This is a genomic window from Massilia sp. Bi118, from assembly GCF_918697865.1.
Taxonomy (GTDB): domain Bacteria; phylum Pseudomonadota; class Gammaproteobacteria; order Burkholderiales; family Burkholderiaceae_D; genus Telluria.
Genome location: NZ_CAKKMV010000006.1, coordinates 287295 through 313299 on the forward strand (window position 1 = coordinate 287295; position 26005 = coordinate 313299).

Genomic DNA, 26005 nt, shown 5'->3' on the forward strand with positions numbered 1-26005 from the left:
TTGCCCGGGGCCGCGTTAAACCAGGATGCCGAGGATTACATTACTTGGCTTCGCCGAGCAGGGCCGGCTTCAACGACTTGTCGACCGGCTTGTCGCCCAGCCAGATGCGCAGGATGGCGTTGTAGAAGTTCACGTCCGGGATGGGATCGCCCAGCTTCTTGCCGTTCAGCTCAGCCTGGGTACCGGTGCCCGGGATCCAGTCCAGGTGCAGCACGTCGCCCTTCTTGATCGCGTCGACCGAGGCGAACAGCTCGCCCATCTTGCCGATCTGGGCCACGATCTTCTGCTTTTCCGCCTTGTCCAGGTTTTCGTTCAGGCCATCCATGAAGGCCTTGCCGAACTCTTCGGAGGTCAGGTCGCGCGCCATCTGCAGGGTTACGCGGCGCGGCCCCTCCAGTTTGAGGATCTCTGCCGTGGCGTTTTTCTTCTCCGGCAAGTAGAGACCGGCCGCATACACCTTGAACACCAGCTTGGTGCGCATGCCGGCGCCGTTCAGTTTGAGGTCCTTGCCGGCGACCTTGGCGGTTTCTTCGAACTTGTAGCCGTTGACGTCGACGGAAGCCTGGGCCGGCAGGCTGATGGCGGCCACCAGCAGGGCGCCGGCCATCATGCCCTTGACGACGAGTCTGCGGGCGAAGGAGGTGGTGCGGATGGAAGTCATGTATGTCTCCTCAGGAATGAAACTGTTGTAATGGTTTAACCCAGCGTCAGCCGGGGTTCACGCGACGTTAATACGGGCGCCGAGGCCGCGGCCTGGTCGAGTTTGAAGACGCTGACCGCGCGCGCCAGCCGCGCCGCCTGGTCCTGCATCGCCGCCGCGCTTGCTGCCGCTTCCTCGACCAGCGCCGCGTTCTGCTGCGTGGTCTGGTCCATCTCGACGATGTTCTGGCTGACCTCGGCGATGCCGGCGCTCTGCTCCACGCTGGCGGCCGTGATCTCGGCCATGATGTCGGTCACGCGGCGCACGCTCTCGACCACCTCGGCCATCGTCACGCCGGCCTGCTCGACCAGGTGGCTGCCTTCATGCACTTTATCCACAGAATCGCTGATCAGCAACTTGATCTCTTTCGCCGCCGCCGCCGAGCGCTGCGCCAGGTTGCGCACTTCCGACGCCACCACGGCGAAGCCGCGGCCCTGCTCGCCCGCGCGCGCCGCTTCGACCGCGGCGTTCAGGGCCAGGATATTGGTCTGGAAGGCGATGCCGTCGATCACGCCGATGATATCCACAATCTTCTTCGAGGAATCGGTGATCGAGCCCATGGTGGCGACCACGTGCGAGACCACGGCGCCGCCGCGCGCCGCCACTTCGGAGGCCTGGGCCGCGAGGGCGTTGGCCTGGCGCGCGTTGTCCGCGTTCTGCTGCACGGTGTCGGTCAGTTCGCGCATCGAGCTCGAGGTCTGGGCCAGCGAGCTGGCCTGGGCTTCGGTACGGCTCGACAAGTCCAGGTTGCCGCTGGCGATCTCGCCGGATACGCCCGCCATCGATTCGGTGCTGGAACGGACCTCGCCGACGATGCGGATCAGGCTGTCGTTCATGTGGCGCAGCGCTTCCATCATCTGGCCGGCTTCGTCGCGGCTGTCGACGGCGATCTCGCTGGTGAGGTCGCCGTCGGCGACGCGCTGGGCGATCTGCACGACCTGGGCCAGCGGTCCGGTGATGCTGCGCGTCGACAGGATGGCCACGCCCAGCGACAGGAAGCAGGCCGCGCCCGCCAGCACCAGGATCAGCAGTTGGGTGCGGCGGGTGACGGCGGCGGCTTCCAGGCCAGCGCGGTTCATGGCCGCGTTCTGGTAGGCGACGAACTTGTCGAGCTGTTCGAAATAACGGCCTTGCTGGGGACGCAGCGAGAACATGAACTTGACCATGGCCTCGTCCTTCTTGTCCTCGTTGACCAGGCCGATGAACTTGGTCTGGGCCGGCAGGAACTTGTCCTGGATGACGGCGATCGCCTTCAGGATCTCGGTGCCCTCGGCGTCGCTGGTGTGCCTGGCCAGTTGCGCCACCGAGGCGCTGGCCTTGGCGCTGCGCGCTTCCGTGTTCGCCAGTTCCTTCTTGATCTGGTCCGGATCGCCCATGATCAGGACATTCAGCATGCTGCGCGTGGCTTCGCTGACGTCTTCCTTAACCCGGTTGGCGGCCACGGTATTCGCGTAGCGCACCTGCACCAGGGTCTCCATCTCCTTGTTCAGGCTCTCCATCCGCAGATACGAAATCCCTGCCAGCACCATCAGCAAGGCAATCACGAAGCCGAAGCCCACGGCCAGGCGCTGGCCGATACTCATATTTCTAATCATTGTGTCTCCGTAGTCCCCAATCGGAAAAGTATGGGCGTGCTATTTTTTTGATAATAAATATAGCACCAAATAATTTGCCCAAATTAAATAATTGAGACTATTTCGATGCTGCGGACGCACAACCGGGAGTTACTGAGGAAAGTGTGTTGCGTAGATGCCGAAGCCGGGCCTCGACAGGAGGCGCGCGAGCGGTCCGCGGACGCGGCACCGCCGATTCGCGCATGAAGCCTTGCGGCTTCTGCAGGGGGATGGTTCACGAAAAGCGCCAGGGCCGGGCGGCCTCGGGCGCTGCCGGCATCAGGCTGCCTTGGCGGCGGTCAGCTTTTCGTACTTGGCCTGGAGTTCTTCGCGGGTTTCGCGCCACTCAGGGTTGAAGGGGATGCAGGCGACCGGGCACAGCGCCACGCACTGCGGTTCGTCGAAGTGGCCGACGCATTCGGTGCACTTGTGCGGGTCGATCTGGTAGAACTCCGCGCCCATCGAGATGGCGTCGTTCGGGCACTCGGGCTCACACACGTCGCAATTGATGCAGTCGTCGGTAATCAGCAAAGCCATTTCTACAACCTTTGAATGCTTACGCCTTCGGCGCGGCGGCCATGGCGGCGATTTTCTTTTGCAGCCAGCGGTCGACCGAAGGGAACACGAATTTGGAGACGTCACCGCCCAGCATCGCGATCTCGCGCACGATGGTGCCGGAGATGAACTGGTACTGGTCGGACGGGGTCAGGAACAGGGTCTCGACGTCGGGCAGCAGGTAGCGGTTCATGCCGGCCATCTGGAACTCGTACTCGAAGTCGGACACGGCGCGCAGGCCGCGCACGATCACGCGCGCATCGTGCTGGCGGACGAAATCCTTGAGCAGGCCACTGAAGCTTTCGACCTTCACGTTCGGATAATGGCCCAGCACTTCGTTGGCGATTTCCAGGCGTTCGTCGAGCGAGAAGAAAGGTTTCTTGTTCTTGCTGTCGGCGACACCGACGACCAGGGTGTCGAACAGACCCGATGCGCGACGCACCAAATCCTCGTGGCCGCGGGTCAGCGGATCGAAAGTTCCTGGATAAACGGCTACAACCATTGCGGCTCCCTGGGAGAATGCACCTGAATAAGCGCGCATTATGCCTGAAAATTCGGCAGCCGCCCCGCAGTGGGGCAGGTTTTGCGGTTTTTTAGTGCAACTTCAGCAGGTAAAAGTGGACCATGCCGGCCTTGTCGCCACGCACCGGCTGCCAGCCCGACAACCACGCGGGCGTCTCATCCTGTTCCGTTTCCGCGAAGGGCAGCGCGGCGCCCGACTCCGCATACACCAGGCCGCCCTCCTTCAGCAGGCTTGCGCACAGCGGCAGGGCCTGGCTCAGGAAATCCTGTTGATAAGGCGGATCCAGGAAGATCAGGTCGAAGCGCTGGCCACGCTGGGCCAGGTCGCGCGCCACGGCCAGCGCATCGGCGCGCAGGATTTTCACGTTGTCGGCCTTCAGCTTGTCCTTGATCGTTTCCAGCTGGCGTACTACCGGGCCGAGCGTGTCGATCATGGTCACCGAACGGACGCCGCGGCTGGCGGCCTCGAAGCCGAGGGCGCCGCTGCCGGCGAACAGGTCCAGGCAGTCGAGGCTGTCCCAGTCGCCATCCAGCTGGTGGCGGATCCAGTTGAACACGGTCTCGCGCACGCGGTCGGGCGTGGGGCGCAGGCCGAAGGCGTCGAGCACGGGTAAAGGGGTGCGTTTCCAGGCGCCGCCGATGATGCGGACTTGCTGCGGCGGGCCGGGACGGCGGGGGTAAGAGGGTTTGTTTGAGGACTTCTTTTGCATGGGCGGACTATACCACGCAGCGTATTCCGGTTTGGTCGTGGGCACACCGTGCCCGCGGCCCACGCTTACTTACCCTTGGCTAATGTATTGAAATCGTCGATCCACCCCTGCATCCGTTTCTGCGCATGCTGCTTCTGCTCCGCATTGGTCAGCTTGATCGCCGTGAGGACGAATTTCGAGGTGTTATCCACATAGGCGTCGAAGAAGGCCTTGCGTTCCGGTGCCTCCATGCGGTCGAACATGTCGCGCAGCAGGTCGTGGATGGCCGACATGGTCTGCTCCTTGTTCAGCTTCTGGTCGTGCACCCGGCGCAGCAGGGCGACGATCTTCTTCTGGCGCAGCTGGCGCTCCTGCAGCCAGACGTCGTTGTCGAGCGGGCGCGCATCCGAGGCGCGGCGCAAAGCCGCTTCCTGGTCGCGGCTGAAACTGCCGAACCACAGCTCGAACTGGTCCATCGCCTTTTTAAAGCGCGCCTTTTTCTGGTCCTCGACGCTGCCGCTCATGAACTCCCTGCGGAACTTGTCATTATTCTTGGCGAACTTCTGCTCCATCTGACCGATCTGATCGGGCTTGATCGACATCGCCAGGTCGGCCAGCTGGGGCAGCGCTTTGAACGCCAGCAACTCGGTGCGCGCCTTGATGTCGCGGTAATCGGACAGCAGCTCTTCCTGGGTGACGCTGCCGTCGCCCATCTGGCGCTGCATCTTGGTCAGCAGGCCGGCGTAATCGTGAAGCTGGGTCGCGCGGTGCCACTGGAAGAGCTTATCGATGTCTTTCTTGACCCAGTCGGACTGGTCGCTGTCCAGATCGAGGTAAGCATTCAACCACCAGTACAAGAGCGTATCGCCGTGGTTGTAGGTGAAGCGGATCGTGCTGCAGGCGCTCAGCAAGGCCATCAGCGCCACCAGAAACAGCAGGCGCGCACGGTAAAACAGGGGTTGGGGCGTGTTAAACTTTTTCATATTATTCAACTACATTTTCTATTGAGAACGGCACATATGAACGTAGTCATCCTCGCCGCTGGCATGGGAAAGCGCATGCAATCCGCTCTGCCAAAAGTCCTGCATCCTCTGGCTGGGAAGCCGCTGTTGCAACATGTCATAGCCACAGCCAGCAGTCTTAACCCGACTAAATTATGCGTGATTTACGGGCACGGCGGCGCAGCGGTGCCGAGTGCGGTACACGAATGGGGTACGGAAGCAGGCATGGTCATCGACACCGCGCTGCAGCAGCCCCAGCTGGGCACCGGCCATGCCGTGATGCAGGCCCTGCCCCAGATCGACGAAAACGCGCCGACCCTGGTGCTGTACGGCGACGTGCCGCTGACCACCAGCGCCAGCTTGCAACGCCTGGTCGAGGCCGCCGGCAACGATAAACTGGCGATCCTGACTGTCGTGCAGGACAACCCCTTCGGCTTGGGCCGCATCATCCGCGAGGATGGCGAGATCGTGCGCATCGTCGAGGAAAAGGACGCCAACGCGGAAGAACGCGCGATCAAGGAAATCAACAGCGGCATCATGGTGATCCCGACGCGTTATCTGAACAGCTGGCTCGGCGCGCTGGGGAACAACAATGCACAGGGCGAGTATTACCTGACCGACATCGTGGCCCAGGCGGTCGCGCACGGCGTGCCGGTGGTGTCCGCGCACCCCTCGGCCGAATGGGAAGTCGCCGGCGTGAACAGCAAGGTGCAGCTGGCCGAACTCGAGCGCCGCCATCAGCTGAACATCGCCATTTCCCTGCTCGAGAAGGGCGTGCACCTGCTGGATCCGGCCCGCATCGACGTGCGTGGCGAGCTGATCTGCGGCCGCGATGTCTCGATCGACGTCGGCTGCGTGTTCGAGGGGCGCGTCGAACTGGCGGATGGCGTGACGGTCGGCGCCAACTGCGTGCTGGTGAACACCAAAGTGGCTGCCGGCGTGCAAATCAAACCCTTCTGCCACCTGGAAGACGCCATTGTCGGCGAAAAATCGCAGATCGGCCCTTATGCGCGCCTGCGTCCGGGCACTGAGCTGGCCGAAGATGTCCACATCGGCAACTTCGTCGAAGTGAAGAACAGCAAGGTCGCAGCCCACAGCAAGGCGAACCACCTGGCCTATGTCGGCGATGCGGACGTCGGCTCGCGCGTGAACATCGGCGCCGGCACCATTACCTGCAACTACGATGGCGCGAATAAATTCCGCACGGTGATCGAGGATGAGGCTTTCATCGGCAGCGACAGCCAGCTGGTGGCCCCGGTGCGCGTCGGCAAGGGGGCGACCCTGGGCGCCGGCACCACGCTGACCAAGGATGCGCCGGCCGGCATGCTGACCATTTCGCGTCCGCGGCAGCTGACGATCGAGAACTGGAAGCGTCCGGTCAAGAAGCCCAAGTAATCCACTGGCCACACACAGCAAACCCACAGCAAAGTCACAGGGGAATCACAGGATAATCACAGCCTGATCCACCGCCTTTGCACAGGGTTTTCAGCCAGTCATCCACAAAGTCATCCACAGGCCCGCACGGTATTCCGGCGGGCCTGTTGTCTTTATTGGCGCCTGTTTTACCGCGCTTTTTGTCCAAGGGCGTGAAGGTGGCGTGAACCCGACGGCATGCCAGCTGCATGACTTATCCACAACGCATGAACCAGGGTGCCGGCAGCTGCGATTCGGTGTGAATGGCTGGTCAGGACAGCCATTTGCTCAGTAATTCAGCAGTGTCACACTTTGTCCACATCGCACTGTGGATGAATTGTGCATTACTTTTACGGTAGCAAAGTTTACAGGTAAACAGCTTATCCACATTATTCACAGCTCCCTGTGGATAGCCTGTGCGTGAAGGCCTGTTCAGACCACGATGCGGGTCTCGAACTTGCTGCGGAAGGTTGAAAAATAGGCTTTTACGTTACGCACGTTCTTATGGGTGGTGAACAGGCGGTGCGCCAGCGCGTGGTAGGCCGGCATGTCCGCCACCTGCACCACCAGCACGAAGTCCGGGCCGGGCGCGACGCGGTAGCACTGCAGCACGGCCGCCTCTTCGGCAACGACGTCTTCGAACTCGGCCATGCGATCAGCCGCCTGCACGTCCAGCGTGATCTCGACGATGGCGGTGAGTCTCGCACCCACCTTGTCCGGCGAGACGATCGCAACTTGCCTTTCGATAACACCGCTCGCGCTCAGCTGTTTGACCCTTCGCAGACAAGTTGGCTGCGACACATGTACCAATTCCGCCAACTCGGCATTGGTGTGAGAGGCGTCAACTTGCAAGGTGTTCAGAATGCGACGATCAAGATCGTCCAGGATTTCGGGCTCTGTCGACATTTTTATAAAGATTTCTTCGATATTTGAAAGAATATTTCATGCTTACGAGGTCATGAAAGAATCTATCAAAAAATGCTGAATTTAGAAAGCTTATTTCATGACGCCTACTCTACATTAGTGACATCTGTTAATTTTTATTGGAGCTCATCATGTGCGGTATCGTCGGAGCAGTAGCCCAGCGCAATATCACCCCTATCCTGATCGAAGGTCTGAAGCGCCTTGAATACCGTGGCTACGATTCCTGCGGCGTTGCCCTGCACGTCGATGGACGCCTGCAGCGTTCGCGCAGCACCTCGCGCGTGGCCGAACTCGAATCCCAGATCAAGGAAACCGGCCTGGAGGGCTTCACCGGCATCGCCCACACCCGCTGGGCCACCCACGGCGCCCCGGCCACCAAGAATGCCCACCCGCACTTCTCGCCGACCGAAGACAATGCCCGCATCGCCCTGGTCCACAACGGCATCATCGAGAACCATGACGAACTGCGCCGCGAACTGACGGACCTCGGCTACAACTTCACCAGCCAGACCGATACCGAAGTCATCGCCCACCTGGTCGACCACATGTACAACGGCGACCTGTTCGAAACCGTGCAGCAAGCGGTGAAACGCCTGCACGGCGCCTACGCGATCGCCGTATTCTGCCGCGAAGAGCCGCACCGCGTGGTGGCTGCGCGCCAGGGTTCGCCGCTGATCGTCGGCCTCGGCAAAGGCGAAAACTTCGTCGCTTCGGACGCGATGGCCCTGGCCGGCACCACCGACCAGATCATCTACCTGGAAGAAGGCGACGTGGTCGACCTGCAGCTGGCCCGCTACTGGATCGTCGACGTCGATGGCCGCCCGGCCGAGCGCGAAGTCAAGACCGTGCACGCCCACACCGGCGCCGCCGAACTGGGCCCGTACCGCCACTATATGCAGAAGGAAATCTTCGAGCAGCCGCGCGTGGTCGGCGACACCCTCGAGGGCGTCACTGGCATCATGCCGGAACTGTTCGGCGACCAGGCCTTCCGCGTGTTTAAGGAAATCGACCGCGTGCTGATCCTGGCCTGCGGCACCAGCTATTATTCCGGCCTGACCGCCAAGTACTGGATCGAATCGGTGGCCAAGATCCCGGTGAGCGTCGAGATCGCCAGCGAATACCGTTATCGTGACAGCGTCCCGCATCCGCAGACCCTAGTCGTCACCATTTCGCAGTCCGGCGAAACCGCCGACACCCTGGCCGCGCTGAAGCATGCGCGCAGCCTGGGCATGACCCACACGCTGACCATCTGCAACGTTGCGCACAGCGCGATGGTGCGCGAGTGCAAGCTGGCCTATATCACCCGCGCCGGCGTCGAAGTCGGCGTCGCCTCGACCAAGGCGTTTACGACCCAGCTGGCAGCCCTGTTCCTGCTGACCCTGACGCTGGCGCAAGTCAACGGCCGCCTGAGCGAGGAGGAAGAAGCGACCTACCTGAAGCAGATGCGCCACCTGCCGGTCGCGCTGAGCTCGGTGCTGGCGCTGGAACCGCAGATCATCGCCTGGGCCGAGGAATTCGCGCGAAAAGAAAACGCCCTGTTCCTGGGCCGCGGCATCCACTACCCGATCGCCCTCGAAGGCGCGCTGAAACTGAAGGAAATCTCGTACATTCACGCCGAAGCCTACCCGGCAGGCGAGCTGAAGCATGGTCCGCTGGCACTGGTGACCGAAGAAATGCCGGTCGTGACCATCGCCCCGAACGACGCCCTGCTGGAAAAGCTGAAGTCGAACATGCAGGAAGTCCGCGCCCGCGGCGGCCAGCTGTACTGCTTCGCCGACGTCGACACCCAGATCACCTCGAGCGAAGGCCTGCACGTGATCCGTCTGCCGGAGCACTATGGCCTGCTGTCGCCGATCCTGCACGTGGCGGCGCTGCAGCTGCTGGCGTATCACACGGCGCTGGCGCGTGGTACCGATGTGGACAAGCCGCGTAATCTGGCGAAATCGGTGACGGTGGAGTAAGAGTCCGGTTCATCCCAGTCAAAACAGGCCGCGAACGAAAGCTCGCGGCCTGTTTTTTTTCGCCCCGCTGCCGGCCTTCACTCCTGCTCCGGCAAAGCCGAAGAATGATGACTCGTAATCAGCCACTCCTCGCCATCCCACCGATAAGTAAAGGTATAACGCGCAGGCACCACCTGCCCGGTCCGGCCGAAGGTGAACGTGTACAGCCCGGCATCGAAAGCGACATTGCAGCCGAGGTAAATCCGACGCAGGTCGATCACCCCGGACGGTTCATTCAGCAGGAAATGCTCGAAATCCTCTTCCTTCTCCGCCGGCGTCAGCCGGGGCTGGTTGGACACGGTCGGCAGCAGGATCGATTCCTCCGCATAGTTGGCCACGACCTTGTGCGGGTCGCCCGTCTGGAGTGAATCGTTCCAGCGCTCGAACAGGGCCGCGATCTTCTTTTCGGAGGTCGGTTTGCACTTTTCCGTGCGCGGGACGTTGATGGTGGTTTTTCCGGGATACGCCGGCTGCGAGGCGCAGCCGGTCAAGGCGAGAGCAGCAACAAGGGCAAGCAGCTTCATGGCGGATCTCCTTTTATGGTTTCTGGTCAGGGATCACTCATCAATATGCGGGACCATCATAGGACCGTGCGCGGCCGACCCCGGCGCGCTTGAACTTGTGTCGCATAAAGGCTGCAAGCACGCGCGCAGCCAAACGAATAATGCGAAAGCAGCGCTCATTCAGATGTTTCAATTGTGTTAATACACGGCTTCCAACTGTCTTAGAATCCCTCGAATACTTTCGCAAAGTAAGTTCGCATCGAGCTAGGACAGCTGGCGCCGGCAATGCCTTCGGCAGACTGTTGCGCCGCCGCATGCTAAGCTGACACACTTAAAAGGGACGAATCGATGGACGAGCTGGTCAAGACGGGCATTACCGGACTGGACGAGGTACTGCACGGAGGCATTCCCCGCAATAACAACCTGATCGTCGAAGGTCCGCCCGGCTCGGGCAAGACCACGCTCGGGCTGGGCTTCATCTACCACGGCGCACTCGACTGCGATGAGCCGGGCGCCATCGTGTCCTTCGAACTCGATCCCGCCAAGCTGCTGCGCGATGCCGCCGGCTTCAATTGGGACCTGCAGGGCATGATCGACCAGGGCAAGATCAAGATCATCCAGACCAGCCCGGCCGTGCTGCTGAGCGAGTTCCGCAGTGACGACGGCGCCTTCGCCGCCTCGCTCGTGGCCATGGGCGCGAAGCGCCTGCTGATCGACGGGCTGACGCCGCTGCGGCTGTACGCCGAAGTGAACGACATGCCTTTCCGCCAGGATGTGCACCTGCTGATCGAAGGCCTGACGCGCCTGGGCGTGACCACCATGGTGACGGCGGAGAAGGACGAGTCGATGACCGGCGTGCTGGCGCACGAGCGCTTCGTGTTCGACACCATCATTTCGCTCACCTTCGGCGAGGCGCGGCGCCGGACCCACCGCCGCCTGACGGTGACGAAGTCGCGCGGCCAGGATTTCATTGGCGGCAGCCATACCATGCGCATCGAACCGAAGGTCGGCGTGCACGTGTATCGCCGTGCCCAGTCGCGCCCGGTTGCTTCGCCCGACCAGCCGACCTCGGAGCGCAGACTGTCGACCGGCTCGGCGGCCATCGACAAGATGATGGACGGCGGCATCTACGAGGGATCGGTGACCTTGGTGAGCGGTATTTCCGGCACCGGCAAGACCGTGTTCAGCGTCCAGTTCCTGACCGACGCCATCAAGAATGGCCACAAGGCGCTGCTGGTGAGCCTGGACGAACATCCGCGCCAGCTGATCCGCAATGCCAAGTCGCTCGGCTTCGACCTCCAGGGGCTGATCGACGACGGCAAGCTGTTCATTCATTACGAGTCGCCGCTGGAACTCGAACTGGATGTGCATTTCGACCGCATCGTCAAGCTGGTCGAGCAGGAAAAGATCGACTGTATCGTCCTCGATTCGGTGGCCGTGTACGAAATGACCAGTGCCGACGAGGTTGCCGATTACCTGTACGCATTGGCAAGCTTCTTCAAGAACCGCCTGGCCACGACCCTGTTCAACTACGAGAGCCCGGAACTGCTGGGCGTCTCGCAGATCAGCGAGGAACTGAAGGGCTCGCACCTGGTCGACAATATCATTCTGCTCAACTATGTGGAAATCTCGACCGTGCTGCGGCGGGCCCTGGCGGTGCCGAAGGTGCGCGGCAGCCGCAACATGCAGGTCACGCGCGAATACGAAATCGGCGTCGGCGGCCTGGTGCTGATCGACGAAGGCGGCAACGATACCCAGGCCGTGCCGCAATTGCCGTTCTCGTCCTATTACGGTTTGCTGTCGCGTTCACCGTCGCGCCAGAGCCCGGCCATCGAAGAAGCCGTGGCCAGCGGCGCCCCTCTGCCCGACTCGGCGCGCCTGCCGGCCGAAAAGCCCAGGTGATCAAGGCCGAACTGCCGGACAACACGCCGGTCGACTGGGACGACTGGCAGACGCCGCTGCGGCAGTTCACCGAAGCGACGGGCCTCGTCACGTCGGCCTATGACGCGGCAGGGGTGCGCCAAATCGGTCCGCTGACGGGGTCGCGCCTGTCGGCCTTGCTGGCGGAGCGCTCGACGCTGTGGGCCGAGGACGGTCCCGGCACGGCCTTCGAACGCACGCTGGTGCACCAGGCACGCGAACAAAAGGAGTCGGCGTCCGGGCAATTCGACGAAGGCTTCCGCGTGTGCGCCCAGCCGCTGCTGCTGCGTGGCCAGGTCTACGGCGTGCTGGTGTTCGGCTGGCGCTTTGCCGACTTCAGTTCGCCGCTGGCCTGCGAACGCATCGCCAAGCAGATCGGGCTGGCCGGCCACCTGCTCTGGAACGAGGCGCGGCTCGATGCACCCGTCTCCGACAAGCGCATGAGCACCTATGCGGGCCTCCTGAAAACCCTGTCGAGTACGCTCGACCGCCAGCGCGAAACCATCGACGACCTGACGCGCGTGAACCGCACCCGCGAGCTGTTCCTGGCGACGGTATCGCACGAGATGCGCACGCCGCTGTCGGCCTTGTCGATGCGCATTGAAGTATTGTTGCGCACGATTCCCGACCTGCCGCCGAGTGCGGTCAGCGGGCTCGAGGCCATGCGCGTGCATGTGCGCCAGGAAGCCGGGATGGTCGAAGACCTGATCGACGCGGCGCGCACGCTGACCGGGCAGATGTCGATCACGCGCACGCCGGTCGTGCTGGGCCAGGTATTGCGCGACGCCATCTCGACCGTGGAACCGCATGCGCACGCCAAGCAGATCCTGCTGCAGGTGACGCCGGCCGATTATGGCGACCCGATCCGCTTCGAGGCGGACGGCCGGCGCCTGCAGCAGGTGATCTGGAATTTGCTGTTCAATGCCGTGAAATTCACGCCGGCGGGCGGCGTCATCCGCATCGCCATCCGGCGCGTCGATGGCATGGTCGAGATCGACATCGCCGACTCCGGCCAGGGCATCGAAGCGGAAGACCTGCCGCATGTATTCGGCGCCTTCAGGCTGCAGCAGCACGACAACGCCAGCGGACTCGGACTGGGCCTGTACATCGCCCGCCGCATCGTCGAGCTGCACGGGGGCACGCTCAGCGTCAGCAGCGCCGGCCGCGGCCAGGGCGCCACCTTCTCCATCCGGCTGCCTGTGGTGGCAGGGCCGCCGGTCGAACCTTAGGCCGGAACGCCCCTCTAACTCCTGCACCGGACACCATCCGGCGTCAGGAGCATCCCCTATGTCAGGCATCGTGCGCATCGACGACGAGGTCATCACCACCGACGACTTCATCCGAACCTTGAAACTGAGCGGGCAGTTCGAAGGCCTGGTCGAGCAGATGGTGCGCGACCACCTCGCCGCGCGCGCCGCGAAACAGGCCGGCTTGCAACTGGCGCCCGAGCAGATCCAGGAACGCGCCGACGAATTCCGCCGCGCCCTGGGCCTGCACCGCGCCGCCGACACCAACCACTACCTCGATGCGCTCGGCGTCTCGCTGGACGAATTCGAGGTCTGGATCACGGACAGCCTGTACCGGGAAAAGATGCTCGAGCAGGTCTGCAGCGACACCGCCGTGACCCGGTACTTCACGCTCAACTCGCCGCGCTTCGACAGCGTCGAGGTCAGCCACATCGTGCTCGATGCGGAAGGCGCGGCGCGCGAGATGATGTCGGTGCTGCAGGAAGAGCCGGAAGCCTTTGCCGAAATGGCGCGCGAACACTCGATCGATCCCGATACCAAGGGACAGGGCGGCCGGATCGGCAAGGTGCTGCGCGGCTCGCTCAAGGGCGACATCGAGGCGCGCGTGTTCAATGCACGCGAAGGCGAATTGCTCGGACCCTTCCCCTCGCTTGACGGCGCCTGCTACGAGATCTTTTGCGTCAACGCCAGACACCCGGCCGCGCTCGACCTTGATACCGCCGCCGAGATACGCCGCCTGCTGCGCGAGGAATGGCTGATGGCGCGCGCCCAGGAGCACGTGATCGAAGCGTGCCCTGTGCGCTAGGCGCCGGGCCCGATAGACCCTTATGGAAGAAGCACAGTCCCAGGCGCAGTCGCCCGCCAGATTCCTGTCATCGGTCGACCTGCTGTCTCCCTTCACGGACGAGGAGCTGGAACAGCTGGCGGAAGCGATCCAGGTGCGCCATTACGCCTTCGGCGACACGGTCTGCAAGGCCGGCGAGCCGGCCGAAGGTTTGTTCGTGGTGAAATCCGGCTCGGTGCGCGTGTTTTCCGACGAGAACGGCAAGGAAGTCAGCATCGGCGTGAGGAAGAGCGGCGAAGTCATCGGCGACATCGCCATGCTGCGCGAAGTCCACCACGAACTGTCGGCGCGCGCCTCCCTGAAAACCGAGCTGTGGTTCATCCCGCGCACGGCCATCGAGCCGGTGCTGGTGCGCAATCCGGTGGCGCGCGATTTCGTCACCAGCTATGTCGCGATCAGCTCGGCCGGCGGCCTGGTGGCGCGCCTCTTCGATTTGCGCGGCAAGGTCGGCAAGGACGAGCTGGAAGAGTTCGTGCACAGCGTCGGCGTCAAGCGCGTCGCCGCCGGCAAGGAGATCCTGACCCAGGACGGGCGCGAGGACCGCCGCCTGTATGTGCTGCGCCAGGGACAAGTAAAACTGCTGTATCACGACGGCGCCGACGAATACACGCTGGCCACCCTGCAGGCCGGCGAAACCTTCGGCGAAAAAGCCTGCCTGATGCGCCAGGAACAGATGGCCTCGGCGGTGGCCGTCACGCCTTGTACCTTGCTGGTGATTCCGGAAAAGACCGCCCACGCCATCCTCGAGCGCAATGCCGGCCTGCGCGAGGTGCTGGAAGACCGCATCCGTTTCATCGAGCGCGAACTGGAGCGCCAGAAGAAACTGGCCGAGCGCCGCAAGCGCCCGCTGCGCCTGGACCTCGAATCGAAGCCGGCGCTGGGCGAAAAAGTCATCCGCCGCTTCGCCCTGGTCGAGCAGGCCGAGGAGATGGATTGCGGCGCCGCCTGTCTGGCCATGCTGTGCCGCCATTACGGCCTGCAAGTCACTTTGGGAAAACTGCGCGAACTGGCGAACGTCACCACCCAGGGCGCGACCCTGGACAGCCTGGCGCGCGCCGGCGAGACCCTCGGCTTTTCGAGCCGCGGCGTGCAATGCACCTTCGACGCGCTGCAGGGTTTCGAGTTGCCCTTCATCGTGCACTGGGAGGGTTACCACTACGTGATCGTCTACGGTGTCTCGAAACGCCAGGTGTGGGTAGCGGATCCGGCGGTGGGTTTCCGCAAGATGTCGGTGGAGGAATTCGAGCGCGGCTGGAGCGGCACTTGCCTGGTCTTCACGCCGAGCCAGGACATGGCCCAGGCCGCCGTCGAGCGCTCGCCCTGGCTGCGCTTCGTCGCCTATCTGCGGCCTTACCGCACCATCCTGCTGCATCTTTTCCTGGCCACCTTCGTGATCCAGATGCTGGGCATCGTGCCGCCGCTGATCATCCAGAACATCCTCGACGGCGTGGTCGTGCACCAGAACGTCAGCCTGCTGCATCTGCTGATCGGCGGGCTGATCATCGCCAACGTGTTCTCGCAGCTGATGGCGACCGTGCGCGCCTACCTGGCCAATTACATGATGCGCAACCTCGATTTTTCGATGATGGCGGGCTTCTTCAAGCACACGATGTCGCTGCCCTTCTCCTTCTTCGCCAAGAGAAAAACCGGGGACATCATCGCGCGCTTTCAGGAAAACCAGACCATTCGCGCCTTCCTGACCGAGTCGACCGTCACCACGATGCTGAATTTGCTGATGGTGTTCATCTATTTCACCATCCTGTTCGTCTACAACGTCAAGCTGACCCTGATCCTGATCGCCTTTGTCATCCCCATCATGGCGCTGACGATTTTTACGACGCCGCACATCAAGCAGTATGCGCGTGAGGTGTTCAACGCCTCGACCGATGCGCACGCCTTCCTGATGGAGGCGCTCGGCGGCGTCGAGACCATCAAGGGCATGGGCAGCGAGCGGCCGGTGCGCTTGAAATGGGAAAAGAAATACGTCAAGGCGCTCGACACCCAGTACCGCGCGCAGCAATTCAATATCCTGGTGGGCCTGGCCAGCCAGCTGCTGAATGCCGGCACCACGATCGCCATCCTGTGGGCTGGCGCCAGCCTGGTGCTCGAGCACGAACTGACGATCGGCCAGCTGATCGCCTTCAACGCCCTGATGGGCAGCGTGCTCGCGCCGCTGATGGGTCTGGTGGCCTTGTGGAGCCGGCTGGCCGACGCCGGCGTGGCGATGGAGAGACTCGGCGACGTGCTCGACATCGAACCTGAACAGAAGCCGAGCGAAGCCGCCAGCCGGGTGGTGCTGCCCGACCTGCAGGGCGACATCAAGCTCGAGAACGTCTATTTCCGCTACGGCGGCGACGACACCGCCTACGTGCTGGACAACATCAGCATCGACATGCGGCGTGGCGAGCTGATCGCCATCGTCGGCCGCAGCGGCTCGGGCAAGACCACGCTGGCCAAGCTGCTGGTCGGCTTTTACATGCCGAGCGACGGCAAGATCCTGGTCGACGGCTACGACATGGCCGCCATCGACAAGGATTATTACCGCGCCCAGGTCGGCTATGTCATGCAAAGCAATCTGCTGTTTTCCGGCACCATCGCCGAGAACATCGCCAGCGGCGACGACAGCCCGGACCGGCGCCGCATCGAGCAGGTCGCCAAGATGGCGGATGCGCATGCTTTCATCAGCAAGATGCCGCTGGGTTACGAGCAGGTGGTCGGCGAGCGCGGCGTCGGCTTGTCCGGGGGCCAGGTGCAGCGCTTGTGCATCGCGCGGGCGCTGTATCACGACCCTCGCCTGCTGGTCTTCGATGAAGCGACCTCGGCCTTGGACACCCAGTCGGAAAGCAACATCATCGCCAACATGCACGACATCCTGGCCGGACGCACGGCCGTGATCATCGCCCACCGGCTCAGCACCATCATGCGGGCCGACAAGATCGTGGTGCTGTACGAGGGGCATATCGCCGAGCAGGGCCGGCATGAGGAGTTGCTCGCGCGGCGCGGCATGTACTATGAATTAGTCCAAAAGCAATTGGCGGCAGCATGAAGCTCTTCAACCAGGATCTCGCACCCCGCGGTTCATCGATGTCCTATGCCGGCCTGCTGGAGCGGCTCGAAATCCTGCGCTCCACCCTGCGCTGGGCGAACAAGCTCGACCGGCCCGACATCGAAAAACTGCTGCGCCAGGCGAATGCCGTGCGCGACGAGGTGATGCAGCTGTCGCACAAGGAGCGCTTCGTGCAAGCGCTCGATACCGACCGGCGCAGCGAGGCTGTGGACAAGCCTGCGCCGGCCCCGGGCGAACGCAGGCAGGCGCTGCTGGCGCGCAGCTTCGTGTTCGAGGGCACCTTCGGCGACAATCCGCGCCTGCTCGACGCCCTCGAGATCGCGGAAAAGGCGGCGCCCACCGATTTACCTGTGCTGATCGACGGCGAAAGCGGCACCGGCAAGGAGTTGATGGCCAAGGTGGTCCACGCCAACGGCGCCCGCGCCGACAAGGCCTATATCTCCGTCAACTGCGGCGCGATTCCGGAGAGCCTGATCGAATCGGAACTGTTCGGCCACAAGCGCGGCGCCTTCACCGGCGCGGCCACCGACCGCAAGGGCAAGTTCGAGAGCGCGCATAAAGGCACGATCTTCCTGGACGAGATCGGCGAACTGCCGCTGCAGGGGCAGGTAAAACTGCTGCGCGTGCTGCAGTCGCACGAGATCCAGCGCGTTGGCTCGGACGAGACGATTGCGGTGGACGCGCGCATCGTCGCCGCCACGAATAAGAATCTGCGCAAGCTGATCGAAGAAGGCCAGTTCCGCGAAGACCTGTTCTACCGCCTCAGCGTGATCCACGTGAGCCTGCCGCCGCTGCGCGAGCGGAAGGACGAGATCCCGCTGCTGCTGGCATATTACGGCGACGAGGCCGCCGAGGTCCTCAAGCGGCGCCCGGTGGCCTTGAGTCCGCGCCTGCGCGAGTTCCTGCTCGAGTATGCCTACCCGGGCAATATCCGCGAGCTGCGCAACCTGATGTACCGGCTGGCCTGCCTGGCCGGCGACCTGGCCGACCTGGCGCAGTTGCCGGAAGATATACGCCCGCGGGCTGTGCCTGCACCGGCGCCGCTCAAAGAGACCGACCGCGCTGCGGCCACGCCACCGGCGCCGGCTTCGCTGGCGGAGGCCAAGCGCGCCGCCAGCGACGAAGCCGAGCGTGCCTGCCTGGAGCGCGGTTTGAAGGACGTCGGCGGCACCGTGGCCGAACTGGCGCGGCGCTGGGACATGAACCGCTCGCATTTGCAGATTTTGCTGAAGAAGCATGGGCTGCATTCGAAGGATTTCAGGCAGGCGAGGTAATCAAACGTCGTTCCCGACCTCGCCGGCCGCCTTGGCGGGAACCCAAGTTCTGCCAGCGTATCGTCAGCTCAAACAAACTTGGGTCCCCGCCTTCGCGGGGACGACGGTCAAGCTAGCGACGGATTCATCACCGTCTGATCCGGCTCCACATCGTCCGCCCGCACCACCACCATCGACACATTGTCGCGCCCGCCCCCGGCCAGGGCCAATGCGATGAGCGCATCGGCCGCCTGCGCGCAATCGCCGCCCGTCAGCGCGCCGAACATCGCCTCGGCACTGACCATATTGCTCAAGCCGTCGCTGCAGAGCAGGAAAATATCGCCGTCGCAGACCTGCACCTGGATTTCGTCCAGTTCCAGCCCCGTGGCCGCACCGAGCGCGCGCGTGATCATGTTGGCGCCGGGCCAGGCCTGGGCTTCCTCGCGCGACAGGTGGTTCTTGCTCTGCAGTTCTTCGAGCTGGTTGTGGTCGCGCGTGAGTTGATGAAGGCTGCCGCCGCGGCACAGGTAGATGCGGCTGTCGCCGGCCCAGATGCAGGTCGCGCTGCGGCCGGAGGCCAGCAGCAGCACCAGGGTGGTGCCGATAACGGGGACGTTGCGCGCCACCGCTTCCGCCACCAGGGTGTTGTTCACCCCGAGCAGGCAGACGCGCGCCTGCGCGGCCGCCTGCTGCAGCGGTTCGCCCGCGGGCAGTGCGTCCAGCGCCTCGACCGTCATCCTGCTTGCCACTTCGCCATAGGCGTGTCCGCCCATGCCGTCCGCCACGGCCCACATGCGCCGCTCCGGCCGGTTCAGCACCATGTCCTCGTTATTGCTGCGCACCAGTCCGGTATCGGTGCGCGCCGCCGAGGTCCAGCGTAACTGCGTCTCGTCGCCCATTAGATCGTTCCGTTGTTGGTGCTCCGTTCGTCCACGCCGACGGTGAGTACCGAATTCGGCGCCGAGTTGCTCACGCTGACCGACTGGAACTGATTGATCATCTGGTCGGCGTAGTTGTTGATCTGGTAGAAGTTGATCACCGGCGTCACGCCGCGCGCCTGCGCGGGCAGGTAGGGCTGGATCCAGCCGAAGCACCAGGCCGCGCCGTCGCCGCCGCGGATGTGCGCCATCGCCCTGGTGTCGAGGGTGCGGTCGCAGCGTAGATCGTCAATGCGGAGTTGGGCCATGATGCGTCTCCTGGATGCGTCGCGGGACAGTAGAAAGACAAGTTGAAACCGCCTTTGGTTCAATATTTTGGTGGAGGTCGCGCAAGTGTTGCCGCTTGCGGCCTCCACCGGTCAGGGTCAAGCAACCAGGATGTTGTTCTGGCCGTACTGGTGGGTGTTGTTGGTCACGTCCACGCAGTCGATGAAGGCCGAGCCGTTGGCGGTCGCGTTGACGACTTTTTGCAGCTGGGTCAGGTCCTGGCTGGCGTCCAGCGACGAGCTGACGTGTGCCGGCCCGGGCTGGGGGAACCAGGGAGCGCTGCTCTTGCCATGGCCGCCGCGCACGGCAGCCATCTCGGCCTGGGCCAGTTCCTGGGTACGGGTCAGATCTTTGATGTTCAGGGTTTTCATGATGATGCTCCTTGAAGAATGAATGGATTTACAGCGGGATTGCAGCGTTGTTGGTGGCCCATTGCAGCGGATTCAGGGTCACATCGGGGCCGACGAAGCCGGGACCGATCACGCCATTGTTGTTCAGGACGTTGACCTTGATGTCCTGCACCTGGCCGATGCGCTGGTCGAGGTTCAGGTTCACGTTCGGGCCGAAGGCGGCCAGACCCTTGCTGCCGCCGCGGATCGCGGACATGGAACACTGGTCCAGTTCGCGCTTACGGTTCAGGTCTTGAATCAGGATCGATGCCATGATCTTCTCCTTGCTTGCCAGGTTCGCCTCAGGCGACCAGCAGGTTGTTCTGGCCGAACTGCGAGGTGTTGTTGGTCACGTTCACACCCGAGATGAAGGCCGAGCCGTCGGCGGTCTCGTTGACCACCTGCTGCGCCTGGCGCAGGTCTTGCGACGCATCGATCGACTTCGCGTACGAAGGCATGGGGAACAGCGAGTACGAGGGCATCGTGTAGCCGGCTTTGTGGCCGCCGCGCACGGCGGTCATTTCTTTGCGGCTCAGGTCGGACGAAACGGCCAGGTCCTTGATGGTCAGGGTTTTCATGTCGGTTCTCCTTTACAGTACGGCGATGTTGTTCTGGCCGAATTGATCGGTGTTGTTGGTGACGTGGACGCCGGACACGAAGGCCGAGCCGTTCGCGGTCAGGTTCTGCACGTCCTGCATTTGCAGCAGGCTCTGGTCCGCCTTGATCGAGGTGTTGTAGGACGGGCTGTAGGTCGGCAGCCACGGCATGCTGGGCTTGCCATGTCCGCCGCGCACGGCAGCCATGTCGCTGCGGGCCAGTTCGTTGCTCAGTGCCAGGTCTTTGATGATCAGGGTTTTCATGTCTTTCTCCTTGAGTCGGTGATTTGGGTTAAGAGCACTTTGATTTGTGCTCACTTGGGTATGAGCAGAATGCGTGCCAGGCCCCAAACCGGCCTTCAACAGGCCTTTTGTTGACGGGCTGTCTTCGTTTTTGGCCTGTTGGGCAGGGAATCTGGTGGGTATCGGCCAACAGCGGCCAGGTACTGTGCGGAACGGCCCAACACCCGCCTGGACGGGGACGTAAAAATGCCGCCCAGCCTTGCGGTCCGGGCGGCATCGGTGGCGGCCGCGCATTAAGATAAATCGTTTATCTGGTTTGCTTACCCGGCGCCCCCCTGGGCACGGCGTGGGTTTTAAAGTCGACGATCCGGGGCGAGGATGCCGGTGCAGTGCCGGCCGCCCTGACCTGCGAGCGCAACCGCGAGCCGCCGCTGATCGCCTGCATGGCCTTCCGGTCCAGCTCGAGGTTGTCGGACAGGTCCTTGATAACGATGCTAGCCATCTCTATCTCCTGAAAAAAACGGGTGCCAGCCCGGCCATCGCAAGGATGGCCGGGCTGGCGCGGATGGGCAGGGTGGCTCAGAACTTCGGCAGCTGCGCCTCGTTCTTTGCCCACTGCAGCGGACTCAGCTCGATGCTGGGCCCCGTGAAACCGGCGCCGATCACGCCGTTGTTGTTCAGCACGTTCACGCCGATGTCCTGGAACTGCGCGATCTGCTGGTTGAGCGTGACGTTGACGTTGACGTTCGGTGCGCCGAGCACGCCGCCGCGTACGCTTGCCATCGCATGGCGGTCGAGACGCTGCGCATGTGCGAGGTCGTGGATCTGAATGGAAGACATGGAGTTTCTCCTTTGGTTCGGCGGAGAGGAGACGAGCCTCTCCGCCTGGTTTTGCTTAGCGGTAGACAGCGACGTTGTTCTGGCCGAACTGGTCGGTGTTGTTGTGCACGGTGACGCCATCGATGAAGGCCGAGCCGTTGGCGGTGGCGTTCACCACGTTCTGCAGCTGCTGCAGGCTCTGGTCGACCTTGATCGACGACTCGAAGCTCGGGCTGTAGCTCGGCATCGGCACCAGCGAATGCGCTTGCTGCTGCATCTTGTAACCGCCGCGTACGCGCGCCATGGCGCCACGGTCCAGTTCGCAGGTCAGGGCCAGGTCTTTGATGGTCAGGGTTTTCATGTCAGTGCTCCTTGAGATTGGGTTGGTTGGTGAGCCGGTTTCGTCGTGCTCACCCTACTCTTTGCGAGAAGCGTGCCAGGCCCCGAAACAGGCCTTTCGCCCACTTTACTTGTGCGTTCACCAACGAACAGCGCTCGAAGCGGCGGCTTTGTCCCAACACTTTTCGTCGCACTGTTTGGCCGGCCACAACACAAGGGCTCTGCGGTGAATTCGCGGCGCGCTCCAGTGTCTGAGCAAGTGACATGGACAGTCTCGCCGACACCCTTCGCCTGTTCCAGAGCGGCTCCCTCGGGCAGGCCGAGATGTTCGCGCGCCTTGACCGGCTGCTCGCGGATACGCACGAGAGCGTATCCAGCCTGCTGAAGACCCTCAACGAAGCGCATCGCCGTTCGCCGCTGCCGGCCGAGGTCTATGGCGAGGTCGAGCGCCGTATCGCCCGTGCGATCGAAGTACGGCAGCGCAGCGGCCGGCGCATCGGCCAGCGCGTGGGCGACGAGGAAACCTTTGTCCAGACCAAGCCCCTGCAGCCGACGCAGCCCGGCGCCTATGCGGGCGCAAACGCCAACGATGCCCCGGTCGAGCGCATGAAGGGCGTCGGCGACACCCTCAACGGCCGCTTCGTGCTGGAGGAATGCATCGGCTTCGGTGGCATGGGCACCGTGTATAAAGCGCTCGACCTGCGCAAGCTGGAGGCCTCGGACCGCCATCCCTATATCGCGATCAAGGTGCTGAATGTGCAGTTCCAGGGGCATCCGAAGTCGCTGATCGCCCTGCAGCGCGAGGCGAGAAAGGCGCAGACCCTGGCCCACGCCAACATCGTGCAGGTCTACGACTTCGACCGCGACGGCTCGATGGTGTATGTGACGATGGAATACCTGGCCGGCAAGTCGCTCGGCCAGCTGCTGCGCGCGCCGGATTTCCGCGCCCTGCCCTTCGAAGAGGCGATGAAGATCGTGCGCGGCATGGGCAAGGCGCTCTCTTATGCGCACGAGCGCGGCTTCGTGCACTGCGACTTCAAGCCGGCCAATGTGGTCCTGCTGGATGCCGGCGGCGTCAAGGTCATCGACTTCGGCATTGCGCGCGTGTTCCAGAAGGCCGAGGAAGCGCCCGACGTCACCGTCTTCGACCCCGGCAGCCTGGGCGCGCTGACGCCGGCCTACGCCAGCCCGGAAATGCTGGAAAACCGCGAGCCCGATCCGCGCGACGACATTTATGCGCTCGGCTGCATCACCTACGAGCTGCTGACCGGGAAGCACCCTTTCAACCGCCTGTCCGCCACCCAGGCGCGCGATGCCGGCCTGCGCCCGCAGCGCCCGCCCAGGCTGGGCCACCGCCAGTGGCGCGCGCTGCGCTGTGCGCTGTCCTTCCAGCGCGAGCAGCGCACCCCCAGTGTGAACCAGTTCCTGCAGGAGATCGGTGCGCAGGATGTGTGGCAAAAGCCATCCTTCCTGGTGGGCGTGGGCCTGTCGGCGGTAGCGGCGCTGGTGGTGTTCGTGGCGCTGCGCCTGTTCCTGTGGAACGGCGCCGAGAAGGCGGCGCCGCCTGCTGGGGCTGCGGATACGGCAAGCGGGTCGCCGCAGGGGACGCCGCAGGCCCGGGCGCCGCAGCAAGCCCAGGCGCCGCCCCAGGCAGCGCCGCCGGCTCAGTCCGTGCAGCCCGCACCAAAACCGTCTGCATCCGCGCCCAGCCTGCCGGCCGTGTCCGCCGCCCTGGCCGACTTGCCGTGTTCGGCGCTCGCGCCCACTATCAAGGGACGTACCGTGCGCGTACAGGGCTATATCGGGCGCAGCAGCGGGAAAGCGCACTTGAAGAACACGCTGATGGCGCTGCCGGGCGTGTCGGGGGTCGACCTGGCGGTGCAGGAGGTGGACGAGAACAAGTGCGCCTTGCTGGGCGTGCTGGGCCGCTACTGGGTAGCCCACCGCATGGCGCCGGGCGCGGCCGCCGACACGAGCGCGATCAAGGTGAACAGGGAAAGCGGCCGCGGCACCGACCTCAAGGCGGGGGCTACCCTGCTGTTCGACGTCACCTCGCCGGCCTATCAATCCTATCTGGCGGTCGATTATTTCACGCTCGACGGAAAAGTCGTGCACATGCTGCCGACCTTGCTGGAGCGCGAGACCTTTGCGCCGCCGAACTACACCGCCACCATCGGCAGTCTGAACAACTGGGGAGTCGGCGCGCCCTTCGGTACCGAAATGGTGGTGCTGATGGCCACACCTGAGCCCCTGTTCGGCGGCGTGCGTGCGAACCCCGAATCCGGAGCGGATTATCTGCGCGCGCTGGACGAGCAACTGGCGCGGGTCGCCAAGTCGCACGGCGCGGCTGCGGTCACGGTGGAGTTCCTGCAAATTACCACGCACCCAAAACGATAGAGTTATTTCAGCGAGCGCGCCACCCGCAACCCGTTCTGCGACTGGCGCACGCTGGCGTCGTACTTGAAGCGGGTGGTGGAGAGCATATAGCTGCCGTCCTCGCGCCAGGAGCCGCCGCGGATGACGCGCGTCTGGCAATTCGGCTCGGCCCAGGCGCTGCCGTCGGTGGGGGCGCCCTTGTAGGAGCTGTGCCAGCAATCCTGTACCCATTCCCACACGCTGCCGTTCATGTCGTGCAGGCCGAAGGGGTTGGCGGGAAAACTGCCGACCGGCGGCGGCTCCTCCATTTTCCAGGGCTGGCCGCAATCCTTGCAGCTGGAATTCCCGCCCTTCATTTCGTCGCCCCACCAGTAGCGGGTGGCGGTGCCGCCGCGCGCCGCATATTCCCACTCGGCTTCGGTGGGGAGCCGGTAGGGCTTGCCGCTCGCCGTGGTGAGCCACTTGATGTAGAGCTGGGCTTCGTCCCAGCTGACGTCGCGCATCGGGATGTTGCCGGGCGCATCGTCCGGCAAGGGCACGGTCGGGCACACGTTCGCCTTGATGCATTGCCGCCACTGGTCCACCGTGACCTCGTACTTGCCGATGGCGAAGGGCGTGCGCAGCGCCACCTTGTGCGCCGGCTTCTCGCTGGGGTCGCTGCTGTTGCTGCCCATCGTGAACGGCCCCGGCGACAGCGCGACCATCGTCGGGCAGGCCTCGCAATCCTTGACCGTGGCCATGGCGCCGGCCGTGTTTGGCGCCGGCGCCTCTTCCTGGTCGTCGTCGGTGGCGTCCGCCTGCTGCGGGCGCGCCTTGCCCTGCTGGGCCTTGCTGGTGTTGGCGGTCCTGGCCTGGGCCTGCTCGCGCGCCGGCTTGCTCTCGGCCGGTTTGGCCGGCTGCGCGACCGGTTTTTGCGCGGGCGCCGGCACCTGCTGCGGGGCGCTCTTGAGTTGCTGGATGCGCGCCCGCGCCAGCGCGGCGAAGCGGCCCTTGGGATAGGCTTTCAGGTAAGCCTCGTAGTCGCCGACCTGCTTGCTGTCCTTGACCGAATTCCAGAACGCCAGTTCGAACTGCTCGGCGCTGTTTTTTGGCACCACGCCGGCAAGCTGGATATCCCCGGCGTGCTGGCGCACCGCTTGCACGCCGGCTGCGGCCGACATTGCCGCCATCGTCATCATCGCGGCCAGGCCGCACAGGATCGAGAGTCTGGTCCGCACCGGAGTTCCCCTGAAGTTCGCCACAAACCGCTTAGACCACCGGGCGCCGCGATTGTGCCGGCCAACTCTTTGTGCTGCCACAGGTGGCGCAGCCCGTACCTGATGGATGCTGCCGGAACGGCGGCCCCCACACCGGCAGGAGGATGTATGCGAAAGAAAATTGCTCTGATACTTGGCACGGCGCTGCTGGCGTCGTTGCCTGTGCTGGCGCGCACGCCGGCGCCCGAGAACGCCCAGGTGTATTTCATCTGGCCCAGCGACGGCATGACCGTCAACCACGCCTTCTGGGTGCGCATGGGACTGCGCAACATGGGCGTCGCGCCCAAGGGCACGGACATTGCCAACACGGGTCACCACCATTTGCTGATCGACGTCGACCTGCCCGAGAACATGGACGAGCCGATCGCCAGCGACCGCAGCCACCTGCACTTCGGCGCCGGCGAAACCGAGGCGCGGGTCGAGCTGCCGCCGGGGCGCCACACGCTGCAGCTGCTGCTGGCCGACAAGGACCACATCCCGCACGACCCGCCCGTCGTGTCGAAGAAGATCACCGTCACGGTCAAGTGAGCC

General features: G+C 63.6%; 27 protein-coding genes. 9 read left to right on the forward strand and 18 right to left on the reverse strand.

The genetic code is table 11. The features are described from left to right. Positions 1-40 precede the first annotated feature (40 nt). The 6 genes from LQV39_RS11485 to LQV39_RS11515 form a co-directional block, all read right to left on the reverse strand. Positions 41-661, reverse strand: coding sequence for a chalcone isomerase family protein (locus tag LQV39_RS11485; RefSeq protein ID WP_230025536.1), 621 nt, complete (start codon positions 659-661; stop codon positions 41-43). A 35-nt stretch (positions 662-696) separates the two neighbouring features. Next, the gene (locus tag LQV39_RS26385) at positions 697-2283 is read right to left on the reverse strand and encodes a methyl-accepting chemotaxis protein (RefSeq protein ID WP_290368577.1); all 1587 of its coding nucleotides are present in this window, start codon (positions 2281-2283) and stop codon (positions 697-699) included. Positions 2284-2592: 309 nt separating this feature from the next. Further along, entirely contained in the window at positions 2593-2850 is a 258-nt protein-coding gene (locus tag LQV39_RS11500; protein ID WP_230025538.1) for a YfhL family 4Fe-4S dicluster ferredoxin, read from the reverse strand. Between the two features lie 19 nt (positions 2851-2869). Beyond that, on the reverse strand, positions 2870-3370 hold the full coding sequence (gene coaD / locus LQV39_RS11505; RefSeq protein ID WP_230025540.1) for a pantetheine-phosphate adenylyltransferase: 501 nt from the start codon (positions 3368-3370) through the stop codon (positions 2870-2872). Positions 3371-3461: 91 nt separating this feature from the next. Then, positions 3462-4100: a 16S rRNA (guanine(966)-N(2))-methyltransferase RsmD gene (gene rsmD / locus LQV39_RS11510; RefSeq protein WP_230025542.1), complete on the reverse strand. Its 639-nt coding sequence runs from the start codon at positions 4098-4100 to the stop codon at positions 3462-3464. Between the two features lie 65 nt (positions 4101-4165). After that, complete coding sequence (locus LQV39_RS11515; protein WP_230025544.1) at positions 4166-5062, reverse strand: DUF6279 family lipoprotein; 897 nt, start codon at positions 5060-5062, stop codon at positions 4166-4168. Between the two features lie 36 nt (positions 5063-5098). Between LQV39_RS11515 and glmU the strand changes: the two genes are divergently transcribed. Then, on the forward strand, positions 5099-6475 hold the full coding sequence (gene glmU, locus LQV39_RS11520) for a bifunctional UDP-N-acetylglucosamine diphosphorylase/glucosamine-1-phosphate N-acetyltransferase GlmU (RefSeq protein ID WP_230025546.1): 1377 nt from the start codon (positions 5099-5101) through the stop codon (positions 6473-6475). Positions 6476-6925: 450 nt separating this feature from the next. On the opposite strand, the gene LQV39_RS11525 is transcribed toward glmU, so the two are convergent. Then, the gene (locus LQV39_RS11525; RefSeq protein WP_230025548.1) at positions 6926-7399 is read right to left on the reverse strand and encodes an Lrp/AsnC family transcriptional regulator; all 474 of its coding nucleotides are present in this window, start codon (positions 7397-7399) and stop codon (positions 6926-6928) included. A 149-nt stretch (positions 7400-7548) separates the two neighbouring features. On the opposite strand from LQV39_RS11525, the gene glmS reads away from it, so the two are divergent. After that, positions 7549-9378 (forward strand): glutamine--fructose-6-phosphate transaminase (isomerizing), encoded by a 1830-nt coding sequence (glmS, locus tag LQV39_RS11530; RefSeq protein ID WP_230025550.1) that lies wholly within the window; start codon positions 7549-7551, stop codon positions 9376-9378. Between the two features lie 77 nt (positions 9379-9455). Here the strand turns inward: glmS and LQV39_RS11535 are convergent, their stop codons facing one another. Beyond that, positions 9456-9941, reverse strand: coding sequence for a DUF4440 domain-containing protein (locus LQV39_RS11535; protein WP_230025552.1), 486 nt, complete (start codon positions 9939-9941; stop codon positions 9456-9458). 327 nt (positions 9942-10268) lie between these two features. On the opposite strand from LQV39_RS11535, the gene LQV39_RS11540 reads away from it, so the two are divergent. The 5 genes from LQV39_RS11540 to LQV39_RS11560 are packed head-to-tail and all read left to right on the forward strand — an operon-like array spanning position 10269 to position 18272. Then, positions 10269-11822: an ATPase domain-containing protein gene (locus LQV39_RS11540; protein WP_230025554.1), complete on the forward strand. Its 1554-nt coding sequence runs from the start codon at positions 10269-10271 to the stop codon at positions 11820-11822. After that, a complete protein-coding gene (locus LQV39_RS11545; RefSeq protein WP_230025556.1) occupies positions 11819-13069 on the forward strand; it encodes a sensor histidine kinase KdpD in 1251 nt (416 codons plus the stop codon). Before LQV39_RS11540 ends, LQV39_RS11545 begins: the two co-directional genes overlap by 4 nt. Before the next feature lie 58 nt (positions 13070-13127). Continuing rightward, on the forward strand, positions 13128-13892 hold the full coding sequence (locus tag LQV39_RS11550) for a peptidylprolyl isomerase (RefSeq protein WP_230025557.1): 765 nt from the start codon (positions 13128-13130) through the stop codon (positions 13890-13892). A 22-nt stretch (positions 13893-13914) separates the two neighbouring features. Next, on the forward strand, positions 13915-16977 hold the full coding sequence (locus LQV39_RS11555) for an ABC transporter transmembrane domain-containing protein (protein WP_230025559.1): 3063 nt from the start codon (positions 13915-13917) through the stop codon (positions 16975-16977). Then, positions 16974-18272: a sigma-54-dependent Fis family transcriptional regulator gene (locus LQV39_RS11560; RefSeq protein WP_230025561.1), complete on the forward strand. Its 1299-nt coding sequence runs from the start codon at positions 16974-16976 to the stop codon at positions 18270-18272. Before LQV39_RS11555 ends, LQV39_RS11560 begins: the two co-directional genes overlap by 4 nt. A 107-nt stretch (positions 18273-18379) precedes the next feature. On the opposite strand, the gene LQV39_RS11565 is transcribed toward LQV39_RS11560, so the two are convergent. The 9 genes from LQV39_RS11565 to LQV39_RS11605 all read right to left on the reverse strand — a co-directional run bounded on the left by LQV39_RS11565 (position 18380) and on the right by LQV39_RS11605 (position 21864). After that, the gene (locus LQV39_RS11565; protein ID WP_230025563.1) at positions 18380-19150 is read right to left on the reverse strand and encodes a PP2C family serine/threonine-protein phosphatase; all 771 of its coding nucleotides are present in this window, start codon (positions 19148-19150) and stop codon (positions 18380-18382) included. Continuing rightward, the gene (locus LQV39_RS11570) at positions 19150-19437 is read right to left on the reverse strand and encodes a hypothetical protein (protein ID WP_230025565.1); all 288 of its coding nucleotides are present in this window, start codon (positions 19435-19437) and stop codon (positions 19150-19152) included. The genes LQV39_RS11565 and LQV39_RS11570 overlap by 1 nt, the downstream gene beginning before the upstream one ends. Before the next feature lie 117 nt (positions 19438-19554). Next, positions 19555-19827 (reverse strand): hypothetical protein, encoded by a 273-nt coding sequence (locus LQV39_RS11575; RefSeq protein ID WP_230025567.1) that lies wholly within the window; start codon positions 19825-19827, stop codon positions 19555-19557. A 28-nt stretch (positions 19828-19855) separates the two neighbouring features. Further along, positions 19856-20119, reverse strand: a complete 264-nt coding sequence (locus tag LQV39_RS11580; RefSeq protein WP_230025569.1) for a hypothetical protein — start codon at positions 20117-20119, stop codon at positions 19856-19858. Positions 20120-20147: 28 nt separating this feature from the next. Beyond that, complete coding sequence (locus LQV39_RS11585) at positions 20148-20423, reverse strand: hypothetical protein (RefSeq protein WP_230025571.1); 276 nt, start codon at positions 20421-20423, stop codon at positions 20148-20150. A gap of 12 nt (positions 20424-20435) precedes the next feature. After that, positions 20436-20705 carry a hypothetical protein gene (locus LQV39_RS11590; RefSeq protein WP_230025573.1) on the reverse strand — a complete coding sequence of 90 codons (270 nt, stop codon included), beginning with the start codon at positions 20703-20705 and terminating at the stop codon, positions 20436-20438. A gap of 286 nt (positions 20706-20991) precedes the next feature. After that, complete coding sequence (locus LQV39_RS11595; RefSeq protein WP_230025575.1) at positions 20992-21186, reverse strand: hypothetical protein; 195 nt, start codon at positions 21184-21186, stop codon at positions 20992-20994. 77 nt (positions 21187-21263) lie between these two features. Then, a complete protein-coding gene (locus LQV39_RS11600; protein ID WP_230025577.1) occupies positions 21264-21524 on the reverse strand; it encodes a hypothetical protein in 261 nt (86 codons plus the stop codon). A gap of 55 nt (positions 21525-21579) precedes the next feature. Beyond that, a complete protein-coding gene (locus tag LQV39_RS11605) occupies positions 21580-21864 on the reverse strand; it encodes a hypothetical protein (RefSeq protein ID WP_230025579.1) in 285 nt (94 codons plus the stop codon). Positions 21865-22106: 242 nt separating this feature from the next. Here LQV39_RS11605 and LQV39_RS11610 point away from each other — a divergent pair, with 242 nt between their 5' ends. After that, complete coding sequence (locus LQV39_RS11610; protein ID WP_230025580.1) at positions 22107-24239, forward strand: serine/threonine protein kinase; 2133 nt, start codon at positions 22107-22109, stop codon at positions 24237-24239. Positions 24240-24241: 2 nt separating this feature from the next. On the opposite strand, the gene LQV39_RS11615 is transcribed toward LQV39_RS11610, so the two are convergent. Then, complete coding sequence (locus tag LQV39_RS11615) at positions 24242-25435, reverse strand: SUMF1/EgtB/PvdO family nonheme iron enzyme (RefSeq protein ID WP_230025582.1); 1194 nt, start codon at positions 25433-25435, stop codon at positions 24242-24244. Between the two features lie 147 nt (positions 25436-25582). On the opposite strand from LQV39_RS11615, the gene LQV39_RS11620 reads away from it, so the two are divergent. Beyond that, positions 25583-26002: a DUF4399 domain-containing protein gene (locus LQV39_RS11620; protein ID WP_230025584.1), complete on the forward strand. Its 420-nt coding sequence runs from the start codon at positions 25583-25585 to the stop codon at positions 26000-26002. Positions 26003-26005 lie beyond the last annotated feature (3 nt).

Excerpts from the sequence above, each read along its gene's own strand:
- LQV39_RS11485 (WP_230025536.1), bottom strand. The coding sequence starts at position 661 with ATGACTTCCATCCGCACCACCTCCTTCGCCCGCAGACTCGTCGTCAAG.
- LQV39_RS26385 (WP_290368577.1), bottom strand. The coding sequence starts at position 2,283 with ATGAGTATCGGCCAGCGCCTGGCCGTGGGCTTCGGCTTCGTGATTGCC.
- LQV39_RS11500 (WP_230025538.1), bottom strand. The coding sequence starts at position 2,850 with ATGGCTTTGCTGATTACCGACGACTGCATCAATTGCGACGTGTGTGAG.
- coaD (WP_230025540.1), bottom strand. The coding sequence starts at position 3,370 with ATGGTTGTAGCCGTTTATCCAGGAACTTTCGATCCGCTGACCCGCGGC.
- rsmD (WP_230025542.1), bottom strand. The coding sequence starts at position 4,100 with ATGCAAAAGAAGTCCTCAAACAAACCCTCTTACCCCCGCCGTCCCGGC.
- LQV39_RS11515 (WP_230025544.1), bottom strand. The coding sequence starts at position 5,062 with ATGAAAAAGTTTAACACGCCCCAACCCCTGTTTTACCGTGCGCGCCTG.
- glmU (WP_230025546.1), top strand. The coding sequence starts at position 5,099 with ATGAACGTAGTCATCCTCGCCGCTGGCATGGGAAAGCGCATGCAATCC.
- LQV39_RS11525 (WP_230025548.1), bottom strand. The coding sequence starts at position 7,399 with ATGTCGACAGAGCCCGAAATCCTGGACGATCTTGATCGTCGCATTCTG.
- glmS (WP_230025550.1), top strand. The coding sequence starts at position 7,549 with ATGTGCGGTATCGTCGGAGCAGTAGCCCAGCGCAATATCACCCCTATC.
- LQV39_RS11535 (WP_230025552.1), bottom strand. The coding sequence starts at position 9,941 with ATGAAGCTGCTTGCCCTTGTTGCTGCTCTCGCCTTGACCGGCTGCGCC.
- LQV39_RS11540 (WP_230025554.1), top strand. The coding sequence starts at position 10,269 with ATGGACGAGCTGGTCAAGACGGGCATTACCGGACTGGACGAGGTACTG.
- LQV39_RS11550 (WP_230025557.1), top strand. The coding sequence starts at position 13,128 with ATGTCAGGCATCGTGCGCATCGACGACGAGGTCATCACCACCGACGAC.
- LQV39_RS11555 (WP_230025559.1), top strand. The coding sequence starts at position 13,915 with ATGGAAGAAGCACAGTCCCAGGCGCAGTCGCCCGCCAGATTCCTGTCA.
- LQV39_RS11560 (WP_230025561.1), top strand. The coding sequence starts at position 16,974 with ATGAAGCTCTTCAACCAGGATCTCGCACCCCGCGGTTCATCGATGTCC.
- LQV39_RS11565 (WP_230025563.1), bottom strand. The coding sequence starts at position 19,150 with ATGGGCGACGAGACGCAGTTACGCTGGACCTCGGCGGCGCGCACCGAT.
- LQV39_RS11570 (WP_230025565.1), bottom strand. The coding sequence starts at position 19,437 with ATGGCCCAACTCCGCATTGACGATCTACGCTGCGACCGCACCCTCGAC.
- LQV39_RS11575 (WP_230025567.1), bottom strand. The coding sequence starts at position 19,827 with ATGAAAACCCTGAACATCAAAGATCTGACCCGTACCCAGGAACTGGCC.
- LQV39_RS11580 (WP_230025569.1), bottom strand. The coding sequence starts at position 20,119 with ATGGCATCGATCCTGATTCAAGACCTGAACCGTAAGCGCGAACTGGAC.
- LQV39_RS11585 (WP_230025571.1), bottom strand. The coding sequence starts at position 20,423 with ATGAAAACCCTGACCATCAAGGACCTGGCCGTTTCGTCCGACCTGAGC.
- LQV39_RS11590 (WP_230025573.1), bottom strand. The coding sequence starts at position 20,705 with ATGAAAACCCTGATCATCAAAGACCTGGCACTGAGCAACGAACTGGCC.
- LQV39_RS11595 (WP_230025575.1), bottom strand. The coding sequence starts at position 21,186 with ATGGCTAGCATCGTTATCAAGGACCTGTCCGACAACCTCGAGCTGGAC.
- LQV39_RS11600 (WP_230025577.1), bottom strand. The coding sequence starts at position 21,524 with ATGTCTTCCATTCAGATCCACGACCTCGCACATGCGCAGCGTCTCGAC.
- LQV39_RS11605 (WP_230025579.1), bottom strand. The coding sequence starts at position 21,864 with ATGAAAACCCTGACCATCAAAGACCTGGCCCTGACCTGCGAACTGGAC.
- LQV39_RS11610 (WP_230025580.1), top strand. The coding sequence starts at position 22,107 with ATGGACAGTCTCGCCGACACCCTTCGCCTGTTCCAGAGCGGCTCCCTC.
- LQV39_RS11620 (WP_230025584.1), top strand. The coding sequence starts at position 25,583 with ATGCGAAAGAAAATTGCTCTGATACTTGGCACGGCGCTGCTGGCGTCG.